Here is an 18096-nt window from a genome sequence, read left to right as displayed (position 1 = left end):
GGTTTGTTTAACTCAAAAGATTTTTAAACCAGTAGGATATATTCAAATAAAGCCATTAGACCCATAATCAGGGCAGTAACCACGGCGTTCAAAAGGTATATCAGACAATGTTCCTTCATGGCTATCAGTTAAACCAATAATTCATTTTGAAAACCACACCTCGGTTTTTAATTCCGAAGTTTTCGGTTCCGTAATTGTCGTTGAAAACAAGAAAAATATCGCTCATAGGAGCGTATCTCCATTGCAAACGACTATTGATATTAAAGTTTTCAGCTTGAGTATTGTACTGGAGAAAAGTGGTCCAATTCAAATTGTTTGAAAAACTGATCTCGGATTGAGGTCCAATCAAATGGAGGGTTGCTTCCCCGTAATTATCGGGAAGCTCTACCCTGTTTCCGACATATCGTACTCCAAAATTCCCCCAGGGTTGGGTCCTGTAGTTTAGCTCTCCTCCAAATTGCAATCGGGTTCCATTATAAAACCCACCATAAGAAGAATTAACTCCGGCGCTTAGAACACCCCTTGAATCCGTTAAGTAATTGAGAGAAATAGTATTGTAGATGTAGGTTTCCGCAGGAAGGAAATCATCACCCCCAATCAAATCAGTAGGGAATAAAAGTCTAACGCGGTTATTTCTGGCGCTAATTCTCACGAAGCCATGATTAAAGGTGCTCAGTTCATAATTTAAGGTAATTACCCGGTCGATAAGCTCTCCATTAGTTTCCCAGCTCATAACCGTCCAGGTGCTGAACTCATGAGAGTTAACAAAATCGGACTCAGGTCTTATTACGAAGCCCGCCCAAGGGTTCAGATAATTAAATCCTACACGAATAAGGCTGTCTCGTTCAGCATCATATTGAAATGATCTCATGGAAAAACCAAGATCATTGATGTAGTTATCGCCTACCCTGTCCGCAGTAATTCCAAAGTACTTGTCGCCATCATTGTACATTAAGGTAGCACCTACAAAGGAGGCGTCGTTTAAACGATCTTCAGTTTGAGACCAGTGATATCTTGCATTGCCTGAAAGTCTCCCACTTTCAGAAGCGTAATGAAATTCCAGCCCCATAGTTCGGTTAAAATCTTCATTAAATGAATTAGTGCCATCAAAGCCAGACCGGTTTGTGAACAGGCCTTTAATACTACTTCTGCCAAACACGTTTTGCTGGAAAGCACCTACTGTATAGTTGTTGGCAGAGATGTCGTCAATTCCTTTAGTTTGAACATTTAAAGCCCCTACACGCAAATCGTCTGTTACATTTCCGGTTACGCGAGTACCAAAAAGGATAGGAACCAGATTGCCGTCGCTAATTCCTATTTGTCTTGAGAAAAACGGGCGAACTCCCCAAGTTCCAAAGCTGGAGAACAGGTCACTATTCTCCAGGAAGAAAACACGTCTTTCCGGGAAAAAGATGCTAAATCTGGAAAGGTTGGTTACTTGTTGATCTACATCAACTGTAGAAAAATCCGGGTTCACAGTAAGATCCATTTTTAAGGAGGAACCAAGAGGGATTTTTGCATCCAGTCCCAGATCAGCATCACCGTTATAAGAAGAAGATTCTTCAAAATCACGATTAACCGAAGAGAGCATATATGGCTGAACAGCGATACGTTGGCGACGTTTTTCCAAAGGTTGCTGTAATTTTAGGGTTCCCAGATAACCAAGATCTATTCCCGGAAAGCCCTGTGGAACATGGGTCCACGTTGAATACTCATTCCGCAGCATATCATTCCGCACAAAGTTAATGCCCCACTCATCACTTTCAGGATCAAAATTAATGGATTTGAATGGTATCGCTAGCTCCGCAACCCAGTAATCGTCATGTACTTTAACAGAGCTCGTCCAGGTATTATTCCAGTTGAAATCAGGTTGAGTTCTGGAGTTTTGAATACTAACAATGCCGTCTACTTCAGCTCCAGCGGCATTAACACCAAAGATAAAACCAGTTGTTTTCTGATTGTAAGGATCAAGAACTACTGTAAATGCATCGCTCTCCCAATGATATGACGAATTATCTCTTTTAAGGGATTTGATAACCAGGTCTTCTTTCTTCTGATAGTTAATAGCCCCGATGTACAAGTATTCATTATCGTATAAGATCCATGCTTTCGTTTGCCCGATAGCATATCCTTCGTCTTTAGGCCATTTATTTAAAAAATCTGAGGTAATAACAGCATTATTCCATGCCTCTTCATCGAGATTACCATCAATTCGAATGGTTATAGGGGATTTTTGAGCCTCAAGAATAAACTCTTCGATAATGGGCTGCTCCTGGGCTGAGGTATTTTGGAATGCCAGAAGAAGAACAAGAATGGAGATTAAGCGCTTCATAGAATCTTATTTAGTTCCTGATTTCGGGCATAGATAAAGACTCTATTCTTATGTATTGGGGCTCAACGGTATACGACGGAAAAAAACCCACAAAGCTCATTCGCAGAAAATTCAATTACATTCGCAGTGCCAAATACGACCCTTGCAGTACTTGGCGGGGAGTGTGCAGAAATGCTAAAGTTTTCGTTCACATCCTTTTACAAGGTTGCGTACTTTATCCTGTTCCATGGAAGGTTTTTTAAAAAAATATCAGTCTACTGGCACAAGGGTAATGTGGCACATACTCTTTTGGATTTCCATAATCGCAACATACACGGTTATTTATGGAAATTTTGAAGAGAGCTACGACGTAGAATTCTTCTGGGCAATGGCCTATCTGCCCTTGAAGATGATGGCAACGTATTTCACACTTTATTTCATTATTCCAAGGTATTTTCTGCAAAAGAAATATGTTACTGCCACGATATTATCTACCCTCGCGATACTGGTAGCAGCGTTCATCCAGCGCTTTTTAGATTATTATGTGTTCTATCCCATTTATAATTATGAGTGGTTGTCGGGTGGGGCCTGGAATGTGGCGAAAAGCTTAAAAACCACCCTGTCTATTTATCCGGTTGTAGCACTGGCTGCATTCATAAAAATTACTAAGTACTTTTATAGTGAGGAGAGTAAATCGCAAGAGCTTCAGCAGCAAAAACTTCAGGCAGAGCTCAACTTTCTGAAAGGACAAATCCACCCTCATTTTTTGTTTAATACGCTCAATAACCTGTATGCACTCACTTTAAAGAAATCTGAGTCTTCTCCGGAAGTGGTGTTAAAGCTCTCTGAATTATTGAGCTTCATGCTGTATGAATGTAATTCAAGAACGGTTTCGCTTAGCAAGGAAATTAAGCTGATTGAGAATTATATTGCTCTAGAGAAGATCAGGTATGACGATCGATTGACTGTTACTTATGATACCGAAGGGGATGTTTCTCAAAGCGAAATTCCACCGATGCTCCTTCTGCCATTTGTTGAGAATGCCTTTAAACACGGCACTAGTGACTCCCTCGAAGAGGTATGGGTAGAAATAAAAGTAGCGATCCGAAACCAAGGCCTATCCCTTTCCGTGAGAAACAGCAATGGTCACGATGATCAGAAAGAGGAATTTGAATACCAAAAAGGAATTGGGTTGACCAATGTGAAGCGACGCCTTGAGTTGTTATACAATGGTCACTTTAACCTTGAAATCGAAGACGATAGTGATACTTATTCTGTTCATCTTGAAATAGAATTGGACGAACTACTAAATACCCAATAAGCGTGAACTTGACTTGTTTTATCATTGATGATGAGCCACTAGCTATCGAGGTTATCGAGTCTCATATATCTAAGATTGACGGGATTGATGTTGCAGCAACTTTTCAAAATGCGGTTAAAGCCTTTCAGGCACTCAGAGACAATTCAGTAGACGTTCTTTTTCTTGATATACAGATGCCTCGTTTAACCGGGCTCGAGTTTCTGCGATCACTCAAAAACCCTCCTAAAGTAATTTTTACTACCGCTTATCGGGAATATGCACTGGAAGGTTTTGAATTAGATGTAGTTGATTATCTCTTAAAACCAATCTCATTTGAGCGCTTTTTGAAAGCAGTAAACAAAGTGTTTGATTCTGCACCTCCCCATTCAGCTGTTCCTTTTCCTCCGGTCGAATTTCATAAGGAAAAGCGATTCGTTTTTGTGCCTTCCGATAAGAAGAACGTTAAAATTTGTCTGGATGAGATGCTTTTTATAGAGAGTAAAAGAGATTTTATTCTCATTAAAACCCAGCAAAAGGAAGTTAATACTTACCAAACCATTACTTACATGGAGGAGCGCTTACCAGGCGATGAGTTTGTTCGGGTTCACAGATCGTTTATTGTAAACCTAAAAAAAATCGAGAGCTGGAACCAAAATGAAATTGAGGTTTCAGGAGAGACTATCCCCATTGGCAGAACTTATAAACGAGAAGCGCTGAAAAAGCTGGAAGAGCATACGAAAGTTCTGTAGGCAATTAAGAATTAGGCGTAATCACGAGCTAATAGTCCTATTCTTAATTGAACAATTACCAATTGAATAATTCTTAATTGACAAATTTTGTACATTCCACACGTTAGCAAAATGAGCTATCGAATGTCTGAACACTACCGCGCTCTTACCAGAAAATATCGACCAAATAGTTTTGAGGATATTGTATCTCAGGATCATGTAAGTAGTACTCTACTTAATGCTATAAAACAAAAGCGCCTTTCTCATGCCTACATGTTTTGCGGTCCACGAGGAGTTGGTAAAACTACTATGGCCAGAGTATTGGCAAGGGTAATTAATGAGATTGATACCAGTGTTGATGGAGAAGCTTTAAACCAGACACTCAATATCATAGAGATGGATGCCGCTTCCAACAATAAAGTGGAAGATGTTCATCATCTTAGAGAAAGTGTTCGCATCCCGCCGCAAAATGGTCGTTATAAAGTGTTTATTGTGGATGAGGTTCATATGCTTTCAAAGGCTGCGTTTAATGCGCTGCTTAAAACATTGGAAGAGCCTCCTGAGCACGCCATTTTTATATTTGCAACAACAGAGCCCCACAAGGTACTCCCCACTATTCTTTCCAGGGTTCAGCGGTTTGATTTCAAAAGAATTTCAGTAGAGGAGATAGTAGCTCGTCTCCGAAAAATATCATTGGATGAGCAAATTGCTATTGATGAGGAATCACTCCATGTAATAGCTAAGAAAGCGGATGGAGCACTGAGAGACGCATTGGGATTGATGGATCAGGCAATTGCTTTTTGTGGTGATACCATCACTCATAACGAACTATTACTGGCACTAAATGTGGTTGGCACAGATCGACTATTCCAATTCATGGACTGTGTAAAAGAGCATGACGCAAATGCGGGCCTCGATTTAATCAATACCTTGCTTCAAGAAGGATATGACATCCAGGAATTTTTGATTGGGCTAACCGAGCATCTTCGAAACCTGTACATCGCTCACCATAGTCCTCAACTCTATTTGGTTGAAGCATCTGACGAAACCAGAAAAAAATATCAGGCTACAGCTCCGGGATTTTCAAGAGACGACTTAATGCGAATGATGCATATTGTAAGTGAAGCTCAAATAAAGCTAAAGGATGCAAGCCAGCCCAGAGTACAATTTGAGATAACATTGCTGAAGCTCATTCATATGGAGCGCTCCGAAAGTCTCAAGCAGCTTTTATCAGACCTTGAAGAGGTAAAAAAAAAATTTAAGAGCGGAGCAAGTAGTAGTTCAAGCTCAATAAAACAGGAAGCTCATCAACAAATAATTGAGTCGCAAAAGCCTGTTCAGGAAGCACTAAACGGAATCCATAAAGAAGAGGAAGCTCCGGAAAATCCCATTGTTCAGGAGAAGCCTGTTTCATATTCACCTAAGCCAGATGAGCAGGAACCAGTACCTGTTCTTGATGAATATGATTTAGGGCAGCCAGCCTTAGTAACCGAAGTGACTCAAAAAGCTAAGGTACTTCATTTTAAAAATGGAAATGGAGCGATTGAAAAAAAGGAACAGTCACCAGTACCGGCTCAAGAAACAGTAGTTAAGCTTACACTTGAAAAAGTACATGAAATTTGGAGTGACTTTCTAAGCTCTCTCGAAAACAATGTTCCGAAAACACTGGAGCTACAGGTTCAGAGAGTAACTCTTTCATCATTATCGGGTAATGAGCTCACAATAGAATGCGAAAATGCTTTTGCGGCAAAAATGATGAACGAGCAAGCTCATGACCTTTGTGTGAAATTAAAAGAACATGTAGGAACTATGCTTCGTTTTAAAACGGTAGTTAAGAAAGGAGAAGTTCAAAAAACTTCTTCATTAAGCAATTATGATCGATTTAAAGAAATACAGCAAAAAGACCCTATAGTCAGGGAATTGGTAACTCGACTTGGGGCTGAGCTAGAATTTTAAACAATTCAAATATGGCAGATTTTAACATGGCCGATATGTTCGGCAAAATTCAAGAAATGCAGGCTAAAGTACAGGAAACACAGGCAAAGCTCGGTGAAGTAGTTGTGGAAGCAGAAGCTGGTGGTGGAATGGTTAAAGTAAAGGCAAATGGTTTACGGCAAGTGCTCTCCATTCAACTCGATCAGGATGTGATTGATCCAAGTGATAAAGAAATCCTGGAAGATTTGGTTGTAGCAGGAGTAAACAAAGCTCTTGAAAAAGCGGATGAAGCTGCAAAATCTCAAATGCAGGAGGCTTATAAAGGTATGATCCCTGGTGGCGGTTTACCGGGCATGGATCTCTCTAAATTTGGTCTCTAGGAAATTCAAAATGAAAAATTAAAGATTCAAAATGGCTTCAACCAATCTTTAATTTTGAATTTTTAATCCTTAATTCTTTTCATGCAGCTTACATCAGAATATTTAGAACGGGCTATTGAGCAGCTTTCCAAGCTTCCGGGTACAGGACGAAAATCAGCACAGCGAATTGCCATTCACCTGCTGAAGCAAAATGACGAATACGCTTTCAAACTTGCCAACGCAATTGTTGATTTAAAGAATAAGGTTACGCGCTGTTCAACCTGTGGCAATGTAAGTGATTCTGACCCATGCAAGATTTGTGACAACCCAAAAAGGGAAAACGGTCAGATTTGTGTAGTTGAGGAATTCAATGATGTATACATCATTGAAAAAACAAACGAGTTTCGAGGTCGCTATCATGTGCTTGGAGGAGTTATTTCTCCCATGGACAATATTGGTCCAGACCAGCTACGAATACAAGAGCTATTAAAGCGAGTAGGTGGAGAAGAACAAATTACCGAGGTAATATTGGCATTAAACCCTGACGCAGAAGGAGAGGCGACTTCATACTACATTAACAAACTACTCATGCCCTATGAAGTGCAGGTAACACGAATAGCTTACGGAATACCGATGGGAACGGAACTCGAATTTATCGATGAGGCCACATTAAGTCGCGCATTTACCAGTCGAAGCAGTTTTTAACCGCAGAAAGCGCAAAGGATAATATGATCGGAAATGAAATATAAGAAACACCTTTTTCTTCCCTTTTATGGTCATCCTGAACTCGTTTCAGGATCTTTTGGTGCTAATCCGTTGATAAAAAGCTTTGCCCTATCAACGAATAAAGCTTTACAGATCCCGGGACCTGTGCTGAACTGGATTCAGTATCAAGTCCGGGATGACTTTACTGGGGTATTGAGGAGCTAACCGGTCTTCATATGGCACAAGTTTTAACATATTTGAAACTATCAGAATGTAAATTAGCACTGCTAATAAATTTCAATGTTACTCTCTTAAAGGAAGGATTTAGGAGAGTAGTAAATAAACTATAACTCTGCGGAGCTCTGCGCGCTTTGCGGTAATAAGTAAAAAATGAAAAAAATAACCCTGTTCATCCTAACTACTTTCCTTGTTCATGCAATGTCTTACGCTCAATTAAGAGATTATTGGCAACAGGAGGTCGATTATACCATGCAAATAGATGTAGACACTGAGAAACATCAACTCAAGGGGTCCCAAACACTGGTTTATACCAACAACTCTCCCGATGAATTAACCCGGGTATATTATCACCTGTACTTCAATGCTTTCCAACCAGGAAGTATGATGGATGTAAGATCCCGGACTATTGCCGATCCGGATGGTCGTGTCGGAGACAGGATTGTTAATCTTCCTGAAGATGAGATTGGATATCACAATATCCTTTCACTAACCCAAAATGGTAGAGCGGTTGAATTTGAAGTTGATGGAACCATTTTAGTCGTAGAACTGCACACTCCTATTGCCTCAGGAGCTTCTGTTACTTTTGAAATGGAATTTGAAAGCCAGGTTCCTCGCCAGGTACGTCGTTCAGGTTGGATGAATGCTGAAGGGGTAGAGTTCTCGATGAGCCAGTGGTACCCAAAAATGGCGGCCTATGACTATAGAGGCTGGCACCCAAATCCTTATATCGGAAGGGAATTTCATGGTACTTTTGGTGATTTCGATGTCAAAATTACTATTGATAACGATTATGTAATTGGGGGATCGGGCATTCTTCAAAACCCTAATGAAATTGGCCATGGATATGAAGATGAAGGTGTTACTGTTAGACACAATTCCGATCGAATTACCTATCACTTTGTAGCCGAAGATGTGCTGGATTTCTTCTGGGGTGCAGACCCTGACTTTATTCACACTCAGGCACAGGTTCCTAACGGACCAAAGCTGCACTTTTTCTATCAGCAGCCAGTAATTGATATTGAAGCTTCTGATGAAGAAAATGCTCAGTACAAGAAAAACTGGGAGGAGCTTCCTGAGTTGACCGTTAAAGCATTTGAATACGCCAACAAGCATTTTGGTGAATATCCTTATCCTCAATTTTCTACAGTACAGGGAGGCGATGGAGGAATGGAATATCCAATGGGTACGCTCATTACAGGTGGTAGAAATCTTGGAAGTTTAGTTGGAGTAACAGTTCATGAGATGTACCACAGCTGGTATCAAAATGTGTTAGCAACAAATGAAGCGTTATATGCCTGGATGGATGAAGGCTTCACAGTTTTCGCTTCTTCTGAAACGATGGCGCACTTATTTGAGCGAGAAGGAAACCCACATGCAAATTCCTACCGAAGCTATAGATTTCTTGCTACTTCGGGGAATGAAGAGCCACTTACCACCCATGCTGATCACTTTAACATTAACCAGGCGTATGGGATAGCATCATACTCCAAAGGCTCTGTGTTCTTAAATCAGCTCAGCTATATCATTGGTGATGAGGCTTTTAGGAAAGGGATGTTGACTTATCACGACCAATGGAAGCTCAAAAACCCAACAGACTTAGACTTTATCAGGGTAATGGAAAAAGAATCAGGAATGATTCTGGACTGGTATTATGAGTACTTCGTTCAAACTACCAAGACCGTGGATTACGAGATTACATCTGTTACTGGTGATGAAACCAATACTAAGGTGGAATTAACCAGAAAAGGGTTAATGCCTATGCCAATGGATATTATGGTTGAGTATAATGACGGATCAAAAGAAATGTTCTATATCCCTCTTAGATTGATGAGAGGAGAAAAACCGTTGGAAAATGAAATGGAAAGAACCACAATAGAAGATTGGCCGTGGGTAAATCCATCGTATACATTTGATATCCCTACTTCAAATTTCAATATCAAACGAATTGTAATAGATCCGTCCGAACGATTAGCGGATGTAGATCTAAGCAACAATTCTTATGAACGAGAATCTGAGGACTAAAACTAATTACTAGAAGCCGGGGGGTTCTCCGGCTTTCTTTTTTAATACAGCCTAACCAACTATGTCTAGCAAAGACTATGCTGCTCTTTCTATAGAAGCACACAAGAAAGCAAAGGGTAAAATATCAATAGAACCAAAACTTCCCTTAGAAACAAAAGATGATTTAAGCATTGCATATACCCCTGGGGTAGCTCAGCCCTGTAGGGAAATAGCAGAGGACGTAGAAAAAGCGTACGATTATACGGCAAAAGGAAACCTGGTAGCCGTTGTAAGTGATGGCTCAGCCGTGCTTGGCCTCGGAAATATCGGTCCTGAAGCAGCACTACCAGTAATGGAAGGAAAAGCTGTTCTCTTCAAAAAATTTGCAAATGTAGATGCTGTTCCTATTGTATTGGATACTCAGGATACGGAGGAAATTATCACTGCGGTTAAAAGAATCTCACCCACATTTGGAGGTATAAATCTCGAGGATATTTCTGCACCTCGTTGTTTCGAAATTGAAGATCGGCTAAAGGAAGAGTTATCTATACCTGTGTTCCATGATGATCAACACGGAACAGCCATTGTAACCGTTGCGGGGATGATCAACGCGTGTAAGCTCACGAATCGAAATATGAAGGACCTCACGGTTGTAATTAATGGAGCGGGAGCTGCTGGGGTTGCAATCGTAAAGTTGCTATTCAAAGCTGGAGTAAGTGAGGTTATGATGTGTGATAGTAAAGGCATTATTCATGATGGCCGCACAGACCTGAATCCAGTAAAGATGGAGATGAACAAACTAACGAACTGCAATAACAGAACGGGCAACCTGAAAGAAGCCGTGGTCGACGCAGATGTGTTTATTGGGGTATCTGCTCCGGGAGTGTTAACCCAGGAAATGATTAAAACGATGGCTCCGGATCCAATCATCTTTGCTATGGCAAACCCTATTCCTGAAATTATGCCGGATGAGGCTAAGCAAGCGGGAGCTCATATTGTTGCTACTGGCCGGTCAGACTTTCCTAATCAGATTAATAATGTACTGGCTTTTCCAGGACTATTCAGAGGCGCCCTGGATGCAAGAATTAGTAAACTTTCAACGGAAATGTTCTTGAAAGTAGCTGAAGCAATAGCATCTTCCGTCGAAAATCTTTCCGAGGAAAAGATTATTCCAAGTCCGTTTGAAGGGCATGTGCCAGAAAAAGTAGCAGAAGCAGTAAGGAGCTTTGCTGACTAGAATAAACTCGTTTGCTCCCGGTCTTTTTTCTGAGCCTGCTCTATTCTGGGTTCTTCTGGAATAGGTTCATCACTTAGCATTTCAGGCATGAAACGTTTTTCATAAATACGACGAGCAATTCCATGTAGTGCCTTTTCTCCTCTGGGGGTGATGCTTAAGAAGCCTTCATCATCTTCATGAAGAAATCCAAAAGTGCGCAAATCATTAACAATTAGATAGGCGAGTTTCTCTGTGATCCGGGAGCTTTTTTCAATGTATTCGCGATGAGGGGGTTCATCTTCACTAATGAATACATTTCCTAGAATAACGAGCTCAATATCTGTCAATGGAAAACCCTCACTTCCTTTGGTTAACAATTCATCCCAGATTTTCTGAGAGTAGAACTGTCCAAACCACCACTTCCCTTCTTTCATCAATTCCTGGGAAATTGAGCAAGAAATATATTCTCCAGCCGGAGCTTTTCTTGGTTCCCCTCTGCTACGGTACATATTCACCATAGTAGCCAGGTCCAGCATATCTATATTGGGAGGGTATCGGAAATGAAAGTTGGTACGCTTTTGCATAAGGGCTACTTATTCAGTCAGCCTTAAAATACTTTTCAAAACCCGACCAAGCAACCTTAGCCTTTGGCTGCAATCAAATCAATAGCGTCTCCAAGAGTGAACTTTTCCGGATCTGTATCTTTGGGCAGTCCAATGTTCTTTTTACCGTGTTTGATATAGGGGCCGTATCGTCCATCCATTACTTTAATGGGAAGTTCAGTATCAGGATGCTTACCAAGATCTTTAAGCTCAGAGCTTTTTCGAGGAGCAGTTTTTTGGTTTAGGAGTTCTATAGCTTCGCCCAACTGTATCTCAAGAACATTACCAGTCTTGGGAATGGATTTGAACTTTCCATCATGAACTACAAAAGGTCCAAAACGACCCACTCCTGCTTTAACCACCTTACCGTCTTCAGGGTGTTCTCCAAGTGTTCTTGGAAGCTGAAGTAATTTTATTGCAGTTTCGAAATCCATGTCCTCAGGAGTCATTCCCTTTAATAAAGAAACTCTCTTGGGCTTTTTATTTTCCTCAGTTACTTCGCCAAGCTGAACATAAGGACCATATCTGCCAGAAAGTAAAAATACAGGAAGGCCTTCTTCTGGATGAACTCCTAGAGGTTTGTCCTCCTCCTCCGAAAGCTTTATAAGTTGCTCCAATTTTTCAACGGTGATGTCGCTTGGGTCAAGATCAAGGGGTAGAGAAGTAGATACTTCTTCGCCATCTTTTTGCATCTTTGCATAAGGGCCAAATCGACCTACCGCAACCTGTATACCTTGGAGTCCATCGAGAGGTAAGTCGAGTAGCTTTGCCTTTTGAGGATCAATTTTGTCTTCTTGTTTCTCCACCTTGGCCTTTAACCCGTTTTCTCCTTTATAGTAATCATCAAGGTATTTTACCGGGTCTTCTGTACCGTTTGCAACACCGTCTAGTTTATCCTCAAGAGCAGAAGTAAAGGCACTATTTACTAAATCAGGGAAGTGCTCTTCCAATAGTGAAGTAACTGCAAAAGCAGTGAACGTTGGTACTAATGCTTTTCCATCAAGTCGGGCATAACCTCGATCCTGGATGGTAGAAATTACAGCGGCATAGGTACTAGGACGACCGACTCCACTTTTTTCAAGCTCTTTTACTAGTGTTGCCTCGGTGAAGCGGGCTGGTGGTTTGGTTTCGTGAGAATTGAACTTTAAATCTTGTAGTTCAGTAGAGTCATTTTCCTTTAACTCAGGCAGGAAATTTTCCTGGTTTTCTAGAGCCGCCTCAGGATCATCACTCCCTTCAACATAGGCTCTGAAAAATCCTGGGAAGAGGATTTTTTTGCCGCTTGCGCGGAAATCGGCCGAAGTATCATTGTTTGTTGCAGTAATGGTAACACCGGTAAACTCAAGCTCAGCTTCAGCCATCTGAGTAGCGATGGTTCGCTTCCAGATCATATCGTACAGCTTAAGCTCTCGATCTTTGAGTCCGGACTTTTCAGGAAGTATGAATCTCGAACCAGAAGGACGAATAGCTTCATGAGCCTCTTGAGCCGTTTTACCTTTAGCGGTATAATTTCGAACTCGTTCAAATAAATATTCTTCACCGTACTGCTCCAGGATTCCCTCACGAGCAGCTTCAATAGCCTGAGAAGATAAACGCGTTGAGTCTGTCCTCATGTAGGTGATGAAGCCTTTTTCATACAGCTTTTGGGCGACACTCATGGTGTCTCTGGCAGACATCCCTAGCTTTCTATTCGCCTCCTGCTGAAGCGTAGAAGTAATAAACGGAGCAGATGGATTTCGTTTTTGAGTATTTACTTCAACATTGGTAACAGTCCAATTAGCTGATTTTAAATCATCAACAAGAGTGCTCGCTTTATCTTCATCCAGAAGAACCACAGAATCCGGCTTCTTTAGTTTTCCGGTGTTTTCATCAAAGTCTTTGCCACTTGCAATTCGGGTACCGTTAAGGTGTGTCAGGTCTGCTTTAAACTCATCGTTCTCCCCTGACTTCTGAAGCATTGCCTGAAGATCATAATAGGTTCCGCTTCTGAATTTCATGCGTTCCCTTTCCCGTTCCACTAAAAATTCTACAGCTACCGATTGAACTCTGCCTGCCGAAAGACCCGGAGAGATTTTTTTCCATAACAGCGGAGAAACGGTATATCCAGCAAGACGATCCAGAATCCGGCGCGTTTCTTGTGCAAATACCAGATTCATATCGATGTCCCGGGTATTTTCTAATGCATTTTGAACAGCCTCTTTAGTGATTTCTCTGAAGACCATTCGCTTTACAGGAACTTTCGGTTTTAAGACCTCCAGTAAATGCCAGGAAATAGCTTCCCCCTCACGATCCTCGTCCGTAGCAAGAATTAGCTCATCTACTCCTTTAAGTTTGTCCTTAAGTCGTTTGACGATTTTTTTCTTATCCGGTGGGGTAACATAAATAGCATAATATCGATCGTCTGGATTGATCCCCAATGTTGCCCACGATTCCTTCTTATACTTTGCGGGGATAAGTTTGGCAGATGCAGGTAAGTCGCGTATATGTCCCATAGAAGAGTCAACCTCATAACCTTTTGGGAGGTATTTGCTGATCGTTTTAGTCTTTGTGGGAGACTCTACAATTACGAGACTTTTCATAGGCAAACAGGGTATTATAAGCCGCTTACTAAAGCTTTCAGCTCTTCGGCATGGGCTTTTGTATCAATTTTTTCAACGGTTGCCAAAATAGTACCATCTGTATCAATAACAAAGGCTGATCGTGAAGGTCCCTCATAAGTCTTGCCATACATCTTCTTTTCAATAATAGAATTAGTGGCTTCCGAGAATTTATAATCGGGATCTGAGGCCAACGTAAAATTTATTCCATGTTTTTTGGCATAGTTCATATGCCCACGGCATCCATCTTTACTGATAGCGATTACGTTAAATCCATTTTCATTGAACCAGTCTATATGGTTAGCTAAATCTACTACCTGGTTATCACAGCTTGGGGTGTTGTTCTTCATATATACCGAAACGATGGTCTTTTTATCCAACAAGTCGCTAAAGAGGACTTCTTTTTCCTCGCCGTTCTGAACCACTTTAAAAGAAAAGGTGATGTCGATTTTTTCTCCTGTCTTGATCATAGTCGTGTTTAATTAGGTTAGTCTGCAACTCTTGATTGTGCCTGGTGCAGTATTGGAAAGTTGCAGGAGTTTGCAATGAAGCATTTCTTGTTTGCCTCGTGATGGATGGAATCTAGTTTGGCTCTCATTCGTTCCTCTAAAACAGTGACTGAAGGGTGAAGTGTTACGCGGGTAAATTTTCCACTTCCACCTTTCTCCTCAGTCATAATTCCGGAAGCTTTATCTTTATATCCCGTTACTATAATTCCCTCTACCGAGCAGAGGTGTAAGAACCAAAGCATATGGCATGATGATAACGAGGCAAGAAATAGCTCTTCGGGATTATATTTTGAACTATCTCCACGAAACGAAGGGTCAGAGGAGCTTTCGATAACCGGCTTACCTCCAGCCTGAATGTTGTGAGAACGCTCATAATCCCGGTAAGAAGCAGTTCCGGACCCTGTATTTCCTGTCCAGGTAATTGTTGCTTGATAGTTATGAGATTTCATATTTATTTATGTGGGTTATAACTAGCTAATAAGGATATGCGAGATTTCTCAAAATACAATTATATGGAACTCTACGATATGTTAACTCACATCAATCCATATAAATATCCGGAGCGGATTACTGAGGTTGAGAATGAACTTGCCTTGAGAAAGCAGCGAGGCGAAGTTCCTGACCGATTGATCCCGGAGATTACATTTAGAAGAGAAGATCTTATCCAAATACTTAAAAGTTTTGGGGTCTTATTGTACGTCCTTTTTCTCTCTTTCTTAGCTTATGTGTTTTTGAATAGCATATTTGAAGATGGTCAATTCAAAAACGTCAATGATTTCTTTTTTGCATTCAATACTTTGATCGCAATACTGGCAATTATAGAGCTGAAGTTTTTGGGTAAGGTGAAGTATCTGAAGTATATCTTACTGGTATACCTGCTTACATCTTTGACCACGTTTGCACTTATTATTGGTGTAGATAAGCTGGCCTTGCCATAGCGACCAGTCTTAACTAAGAATACAGAAATGTTAAGCTAGGTAGTCATGCTGAACTTGTTTCAGCATCTTTGTAAAGCTTCTAAGAAGGATTGATAAGAGAATAGTTAATCAGCGCTTTTCCTTAAGATCCCGAAACAAGTTCGGGATGACCATTATAGTTTTATTAAGTAACATAAAACTCGCTCAAGAGAAACTTCCCAATTGCAGCTACCATCAGGGAATGTTTGATTTCTCCATTTCCAATCATGCCTAGAAATTGTTCCAAAGGAAGCACATGAACATTAATACGTTCGTTTCCATCCAGTTTTTGAGTAGAGGTCTTGTTACAGTTTCGAGCCAGATAGGTATGTGTGTAATTTGTTTGCATAGCAGGATTGGAACTAACATTACCAAGATAAATCCATTCATCAGAGGAATAGCCCGTTTCTTCGGCAAGTTCTCGCATGCACGTTGTTTTGGGATCTTCATTACCATCACAAACACCACCCGGCAGTTCAAGTGTTGGCTTTTCGATGCCATACCGGTATTGCTCAACCAAAACGATATCGTTCTCAGGAGTAAGGGCAATTACATTAATCCAGTCAGGAGCTTCAAGAACAGAGAAAGTAGCTTTATGATTTTCTGAAGGGATGACCATATCCCGCTTTAATACCTTGAATATATTCGTCGTATATTCGACACGCTCGCTGGTAGTATTCCAGGCTTCAATGGTATAATTAAATGAGGAGTCAGCCATGTCCGATTCAATGAGATTAATTCATTCCAGTTTTTCTTCCCCCGAGGAACTTGATAAAGCTACGGAAAAAGCCTGCGATCTAATGGAAGAAATTTATGAAGGCGGGATGTACCCGAAGATGATTGTACATAGAGAGTATTCTGAGTACAATCCGAATATAAAAGGAGAGCTCGCACAACCGAAAGCATTTCGCTGGTATTTAAAAAGGGAAATAAAACGCCTGATAGATAAAAAAGCGGATATCGAGATAAAAGCCTCTCGACCAATAATTGCCCTCAACGATCCAAAGCTAATGGATCATGCCGATGAGGAAGAATGGGATTTCACAAAAAAGAAGATGTTTCTCTTTTCTCCTGAACGAACAGATATCTCCCTGGATCGGCTTTCCCACTATACCGGAACAGACCCGTGTGATTTCCAGCGGTATATTTTGTTTACCAACTACGCGATGCACGTTGAAGTTTTTTTAGAGAAGTACCCTGATTGTATTAAGCCAGCAAGAGATGGGGTTCAGATGCCCGCATACCATCACAAGCTTGCGGATAATAAAGGGCTCACGTTAATAAATATTGGAGTAGGCCCGTCAAATGCAAAAACGATTACCGATCATGTATGTGTACTTCGTCCTGATGCAATGATTATGGTAGGCCACTGTGGAGGTTTGCGAAATCATCAGGAGATTGGTGATTTTGTACTGGCCAGTAGTTATTTCAGAGATGATCGTATTCTCGATGACCTGTTTCCTGTTGGCAATCCGGTCATCCCAAACTATTTACTAAATCTATATCTCAAAGAAGCGCTTGATGCTCATAATCTAAACCATCGTATCGGGACGGTATTTACTACAGGAAATAGGAATTGGGAGTTTTCAGTGAAGCATACGGTTCGGCAAATCCATCAAAGTCGAAGCCTTGCTATAGATATGGAATCAGCAACAGTAGCGACTAATGGATTTAGATACCGGGTACCTCATGCTACGCTACTTTGCGTAAGTGATAAACCCCTTCATGGTAAGCCAAAGCTCTCAGAAGCTGCACAAACTTTTTATCAAAACTCGAAGGAGCTTCACCTTCAAATCGTAATTGAAACGATTGATCTGGTTAAGGCCAATTATCCAAATGGGTTGCCTAACTCAAGTATAAGGGCTTTCAATGAGCCATTGATGGAAGGTGGAGAATAATTTCGTAAAACAGATAATATTTACTGTTTTTCAATAAATATTTATTGATTTAAGAAATTCTAAGCCTTATTGTTGAGGAGAATTTAATCCTCAATACTATGAAACTTAAAAAAGATTGGTCGTTGGCCTATTTTCTATACTACATGTTCAGAATAAGCTTTTGGATTTTCGCTATAAATATATCCCTACAAGTTTTGATACTTCCCTTTATAGGGATAAAAGAAAGCTCTTCGTTTACAATGTCAGGTGTTCCAGTAGTACTTACTGTTGATGCTCTTTCAGGTTCTCCTGATTTAGAAGAAAATGATATTAGTATTTCTATAAGTGAGAATATTCAAAGCAGAATTTTTGTAGCAACTCAAAGTAAAAACAATCTTTGGGCTTTGTTCTATTACAATATGGTTATGATTTTTGACTGGCTAGTTATCCTGATCATATTATATTTTATTTCCAAAGTGCTAAAAAATGTTGCACAGGGCTCTCCTTTCAGTAAGAAAAATGCTCGTTATTTATTTACAGTAGGTTTGTTAATGTTGCTAGGTTCACTCCTTCATATGCTAAGTATATACCTACCCATGCCTTTGCTGGAAGGATTAGTTTTAAGTGATGGTATTAGAGTAAAATCAATAATGATAAAGGAGGGAAACTTTATGATTGGAGGTTTTATGAGCTTAGTACTTGGATATGTTTTCAAAGAGGGCAATAGGATGTATGAAGAACAAAAACTGACGGTGTAATT

At 40.5% G+C, this 18096-nt stretch carries 18 protein-coding genes; 12 read left to right on the top strand and 6 right to left on the bottom strand.

Features of this window, described 5'->3' with window-relative positions:
* Positions 1 to 124 precede the first annotated feature (124 nt).
* Complete coding sequence (locus tag ED557_09560; GenBank protein ID RNC84006.1) at positions 125 to 2332, bottom strand: hypothetical protein; 2208 nt, start codon at positions 2330 to 2332, stop codon at positions 125 to 127.
* Positions 2333 to 2558: 226 nt separating this feature from the next.
* Here ED557_09560 and ED557_09555 point away from each other — a divergent pair, with 226 nt between their 5' ends.
* The 9 genes from ED557_09555 (at position 2559) to ED557_09515 (ending at position 10816) form a co-directional block, all read left to right on the top strand.
* Positions 2559 to 3632 carry a sensor histidine kinase gene (locus ED557_09555; GenBank protein ID RNC84005.1) on the top strand — a complete coding sequence of 358 codons (1074 nt, stop codon included), beginning with the start codon at positions 2559 to 2561 and terminating at the stop codon, positions 3630 to 3632.
* A gap of 2 nt (positions 3633 to 3634) precedes the next feature.
* Positions 3635 to 4360 carry a DNA-binding response regulator gene (locus ED557_09550; GenBank protein RNC84004.1) on the top strand — a complete coding sequence of 242 codons (726 nt, stop codon included), beginning with the start codon at positions 3635 to 3637 and terminating at the stop codon, positions 4358 to 4360.
* 123 nt (positions 4361 to 4483) lie between these two features.
* On the top strand, positions 4484 to 6295 hold the full coding sequence (gene dnaX, locus ED557_09545) for a DNA polymerase III subunit gamma/tau (protein ID RNC84003.1): 1812 nt from the start codon (positions 4484 to 4486) through the stop codon (positions 6293 to 6295).
* Positions 6296 to 6306: 11 nt separating this feature from the next.
* The gene (locus ED557_09540; GenBank protein ID RNC84002.1) at positions 6307 to 6654 is read left to right on the top strand and encodes a YbaB/EbfC family nucleoid-associated protein; all 348 of its coding nucleotides are present in this window, start codon (positions 6307 to 6309) and stop codon (positions 6652 to 6654) included.
* An 81-nt stretch (positions 6655 to 6735) separates the two neighbouring features.
* Positions 6736 to 7338, top strand: a complete 603-nt coding sequence (gene recR, locus ED557_09535) for a recombination protein RecR (GenBank protein ID RNC84001.1) — start codon at positions 6736 to 6738, stop codon at positions 7336 to 7338.
* 33 nt (positions 7339 to 7371) lie between these two features.
* Positions 7372 to 7563: a hypothetical protein gene (locus ED557_09530; protein RNC84000.1), complete on the top strand. Its 192-nt coding sequence runs from the start codon at positions 7372 to 7374 to the stop codon at positions 7561 to 7563.
* A gap of 11 nt (positions 7564 to 7574) precedes the next feature.
* Positions 7575 to 7688, top strand: a complete 114-nt coding sequence (locus ED557_09525; GenBank protein ID RNC83999.1) for a hypothetical protein — start codon at positions 7575 to 7577, stop codon at positions 7686 to 7688.
* Between the two features lie 40 nt (positions 7689 to 7728).
* Complete coding sequence (locus ED557_09520) at positions 7729 to 9600, top strand: M1 family peptidase (GenBank protein ID RNC83998.1); 1872 nt, start codon at positions 7729 to 7731, stop codon at positions 9598 to 9600.
* Positions 9601 to 9661: 61 nt separating this feature from the next.
* A complete protein-coding gene (locus tag ED557_09515; GenBank protein RNC83997.1) occupies positions 9662 to 10816 on the top strand; it encodes an NADP-dependent malic enzyme in 1155 nt (384 codons plus the stop codon).
* On the opposite strand, the gene ED557_09510 is transcribed toward ED557_09515, so the two are convergent.
* The 4 genes from ED557_09510 to ED557_09495 are packed head-to-tail and all read right to left on the bottom strand — an operon-like array spanning position 10813 to position 14952.
* Complete coding sequence (locus ED557_09510) at positions 10813 to 11379, bottom strand: hypothetical protein (protein ID RNC83996.1); 567 nt, start codon at positions 11377 to 11379, stop codon at positions 10813 to 10815. The genes ED557_09515 and ED557_09510 overlap by 4 nt on opposite strands.
* Before the next feature lie 56 nt (positions 11380 to 11435).
* On the bottom strand, positions 11436 to 13976 hold the full coding sequence (gene topA / locus ED557_09505; GenBank protein ID RNC83995.1) for a type I DNA topoisomerase: 2541 nt from the start codon (positions 13974 to 13976) through the stop codon (positions 11436 to 11438).
* 14 nt (positions 13977 to 13990) lie between these two features.
* Positions 13991 to 14464 carry a DUF899 domain-containing protein gene (locus tag ED557_09500; GenBank protein ID RNC83994.1) on the bottom strand — a complete coding sequence of 158 codons (474 nt, stop codon included), beginning with the start codon at positions 14462 to 14464 and terminating at the stop codon, positions 13991 to 13993.
* A 17-nt stretch (positions 14465 to 14481) separates the two neighbouring features.
* Positions 14482 to 14952 (bottom strand): OsmC family peroxiredoxin, encoded by a 471-nt coding sequence (locus ED557_09495; GenBank protein ID RNC83993.1) that lies wholly within the window; start codon positions 14950 to 14952, stop codon positions 14482 to 14484.
* A gap of 36 nt (positions 14953 to 14988) precedes the next feature.
* Here ED557_09495 and ED557_09490 point away from each other — a divergent pair, with 36 nt between their 5' ends.
* The gene (locus ED557_09490; protein ID RNC83992.1) at positions 14989 to 15441 is read left to right on the top strand and encodes a hypothetical protein; all 453 of its coding nucleotides are present in this window, start codon (positions 14989 to 14991) and stop codon (positions 15439 to 15441) included.
* A 163-nt stretch (positions 15442 to 15604) separates the two neighbouring features.
* Here ED557_09490 and ED557_09485 read toward each other — a convergent pair whose 3' ends face one another.
* Complete coding sequence (locus ED557_09485; GenBank protein ID RNC83991.1) at positions 15605 to 16177, bottom strand: NUDIX hydrolase; 573 nt, start codon at positions 16175 to 16177, stop codon at positions 15605 to 15607.
* On the opposite strand from ED557_09485, the gene ED557_09480 reads away from it, so the two are divergent.
* Together ED557_09480 and ED557_09475 are read left to right on the top strand one after the other, a co-directional pair.
* Positions 16176 to 17357, top strand: coding sequence for an AMP nucleosidase (locus tag ED557_09480; protein ID RNC83990.1), 1182 nt, complete (start codon positions 16176 to 16178; stop codon positions 17355 to 17357). The two genes, ED557_09485 and ED557_09480, sit on opposite strands and share 2 nt — an antisense overlap.
* Before the next feature lie 98 nt (positions 17358 to 17455).
* On the top strand, positions 17456 to 18094 hold the full coding sequence (locus ED557_09475) for a DUF2975 domain-containing protein (protein ID RNC83989.1): 639 nt from the start codon (positions 17456 to 17458) through the stop codon (positions 18092 to 18094).
* Positions 18095 to 18096: the final 2 nt, after the last annotated feature.

Origin of the sequence: Balneola sp. (genome assembly GCA_003712055.1) — a bacterium.
GTDB lineage: Bacteria > Bacteroidota > Rhodothermia > Balneolales > Balneolaceae > RHLJ01.
Note: the sequence above shows the minus strand (reverse complement) of the source record. Positions and strands in the feature narration are given on the sequence as shown.

Excerpts from the sequence above, each read along its gene's own strand:
- ED557_09560 (RNC84006.1), bottom strand. The coding sequence starts at position 2,332 with ATGAAGCGCTTAATCTCCATTCTTGTTCTTCTTCTGGCATTCCAAAAT.
- ED557_09555 (RNC84005.1), top strand. The coding sequence starts at position 2,559 with ATGGAAGGTTTTTTAAAAAAATATCAGTCTACTGGCACAAGGGTAATG.
- dnaX (RNC84003.1), top strand. The coding sequence starts at position 4,484 with ATGTCTGAACACTACCGCGCTCTTACCAGAAAATATCGACCAAATAGT.
- ED557_09540 (RNC84002.1), top strand. The coding sequence starts at position 6,307 with ATGGCAGATTTTAACATGGCCGATATGTTCGGCAAAATTCAAGAAATG.
- recR (RNC84001.1), top strand. The coding sequence starts at position 6,736 with ATGCAGCTTACATCAGAATATTTAGAACGGGCTATTGAGCAGCTTTCC.
- ED557_09530 (RNC84000.1), top strand. The coding sequence starts at position 7,372 with ATGAAATATAAGAAACACCTTTTTCTTCCCTTTTATGGTCATCCTGAA.
- ED557_09525 (RNC83999.1), top strand. The coding sequence starts at position 7,575 with ATGGCACAAGTTTTAACATATTTGAAACTATCAGAATGTAAATTAGCA.
- ED557_09520 (RNC83998.1), top strand. The coding sequence starts at position 7,729 with ATGAAAAAAATAACCCTGTTCATCCTAACTACTTTCCTTGTTCATGCA.
- ED557_09515 (RNC83997.1), top strand. The coding sequence starts at position 9,662 with ATGTCTAGCAAAGACTATGCTGCTCTTTCTATAGAAGCACACAAGAAA.
- ED557_09510 (RNC83996.1), bottom strand. The coding sequence starts at position 11,379 with ATGCAAAAGCGTACCAACTTTCATTTCCGATACCCTCCCAATATAGAT.
- topA (RNC83995.1), bottom strand. The coding sequence starts at position 13,976 with ATGAAAAGTCTCGTAATTGTAGAGTCTCCCACAAAGACTAAAACGATC.
- ED557_09500 (RNC83994.1), bottom strand. The coding sequence starts at position 14,464 with ATGATCAAGACAGGAGAAAAAATCGACATCACCTTTTCTTTTAAAGTG.
- ED557_09495 (RNC83993.1), bottom strand. The coding sequence starts at position 14,952 with ATGAAATCTCATAACTATCAAGCAACAATTACCTGGACAGGAAATACA.
- ED557_09490 (RNC83992.1), top strand. The coding sequence starts at position 14,989 with ATGCGAGATTTCTCAAAATACAATTATATGGAACTCTACGATATGTTA.
- ED557_09480 (RNC83990.1), top strand. The coding sequence starts at position 16,176 with ATGTCCGATTCAATGAGATTAATTCATTCCAGTTTTTCTTCCCCCGAG.
- ED557_09485 (RNC83991.1), bottom strand. The coding sequence starts at position 16,177 with ATGGCTGACTCCTCATTTAATTATACCATTGAAGCCTGGAATACTACC.
- ED557_09475 (RNC83989.1), top strand. The coding sequence starts at position 17,456 with ATGAAACTTAAAAAAGATTGGTCGTTGGCCTATTTTCTATACTACATG.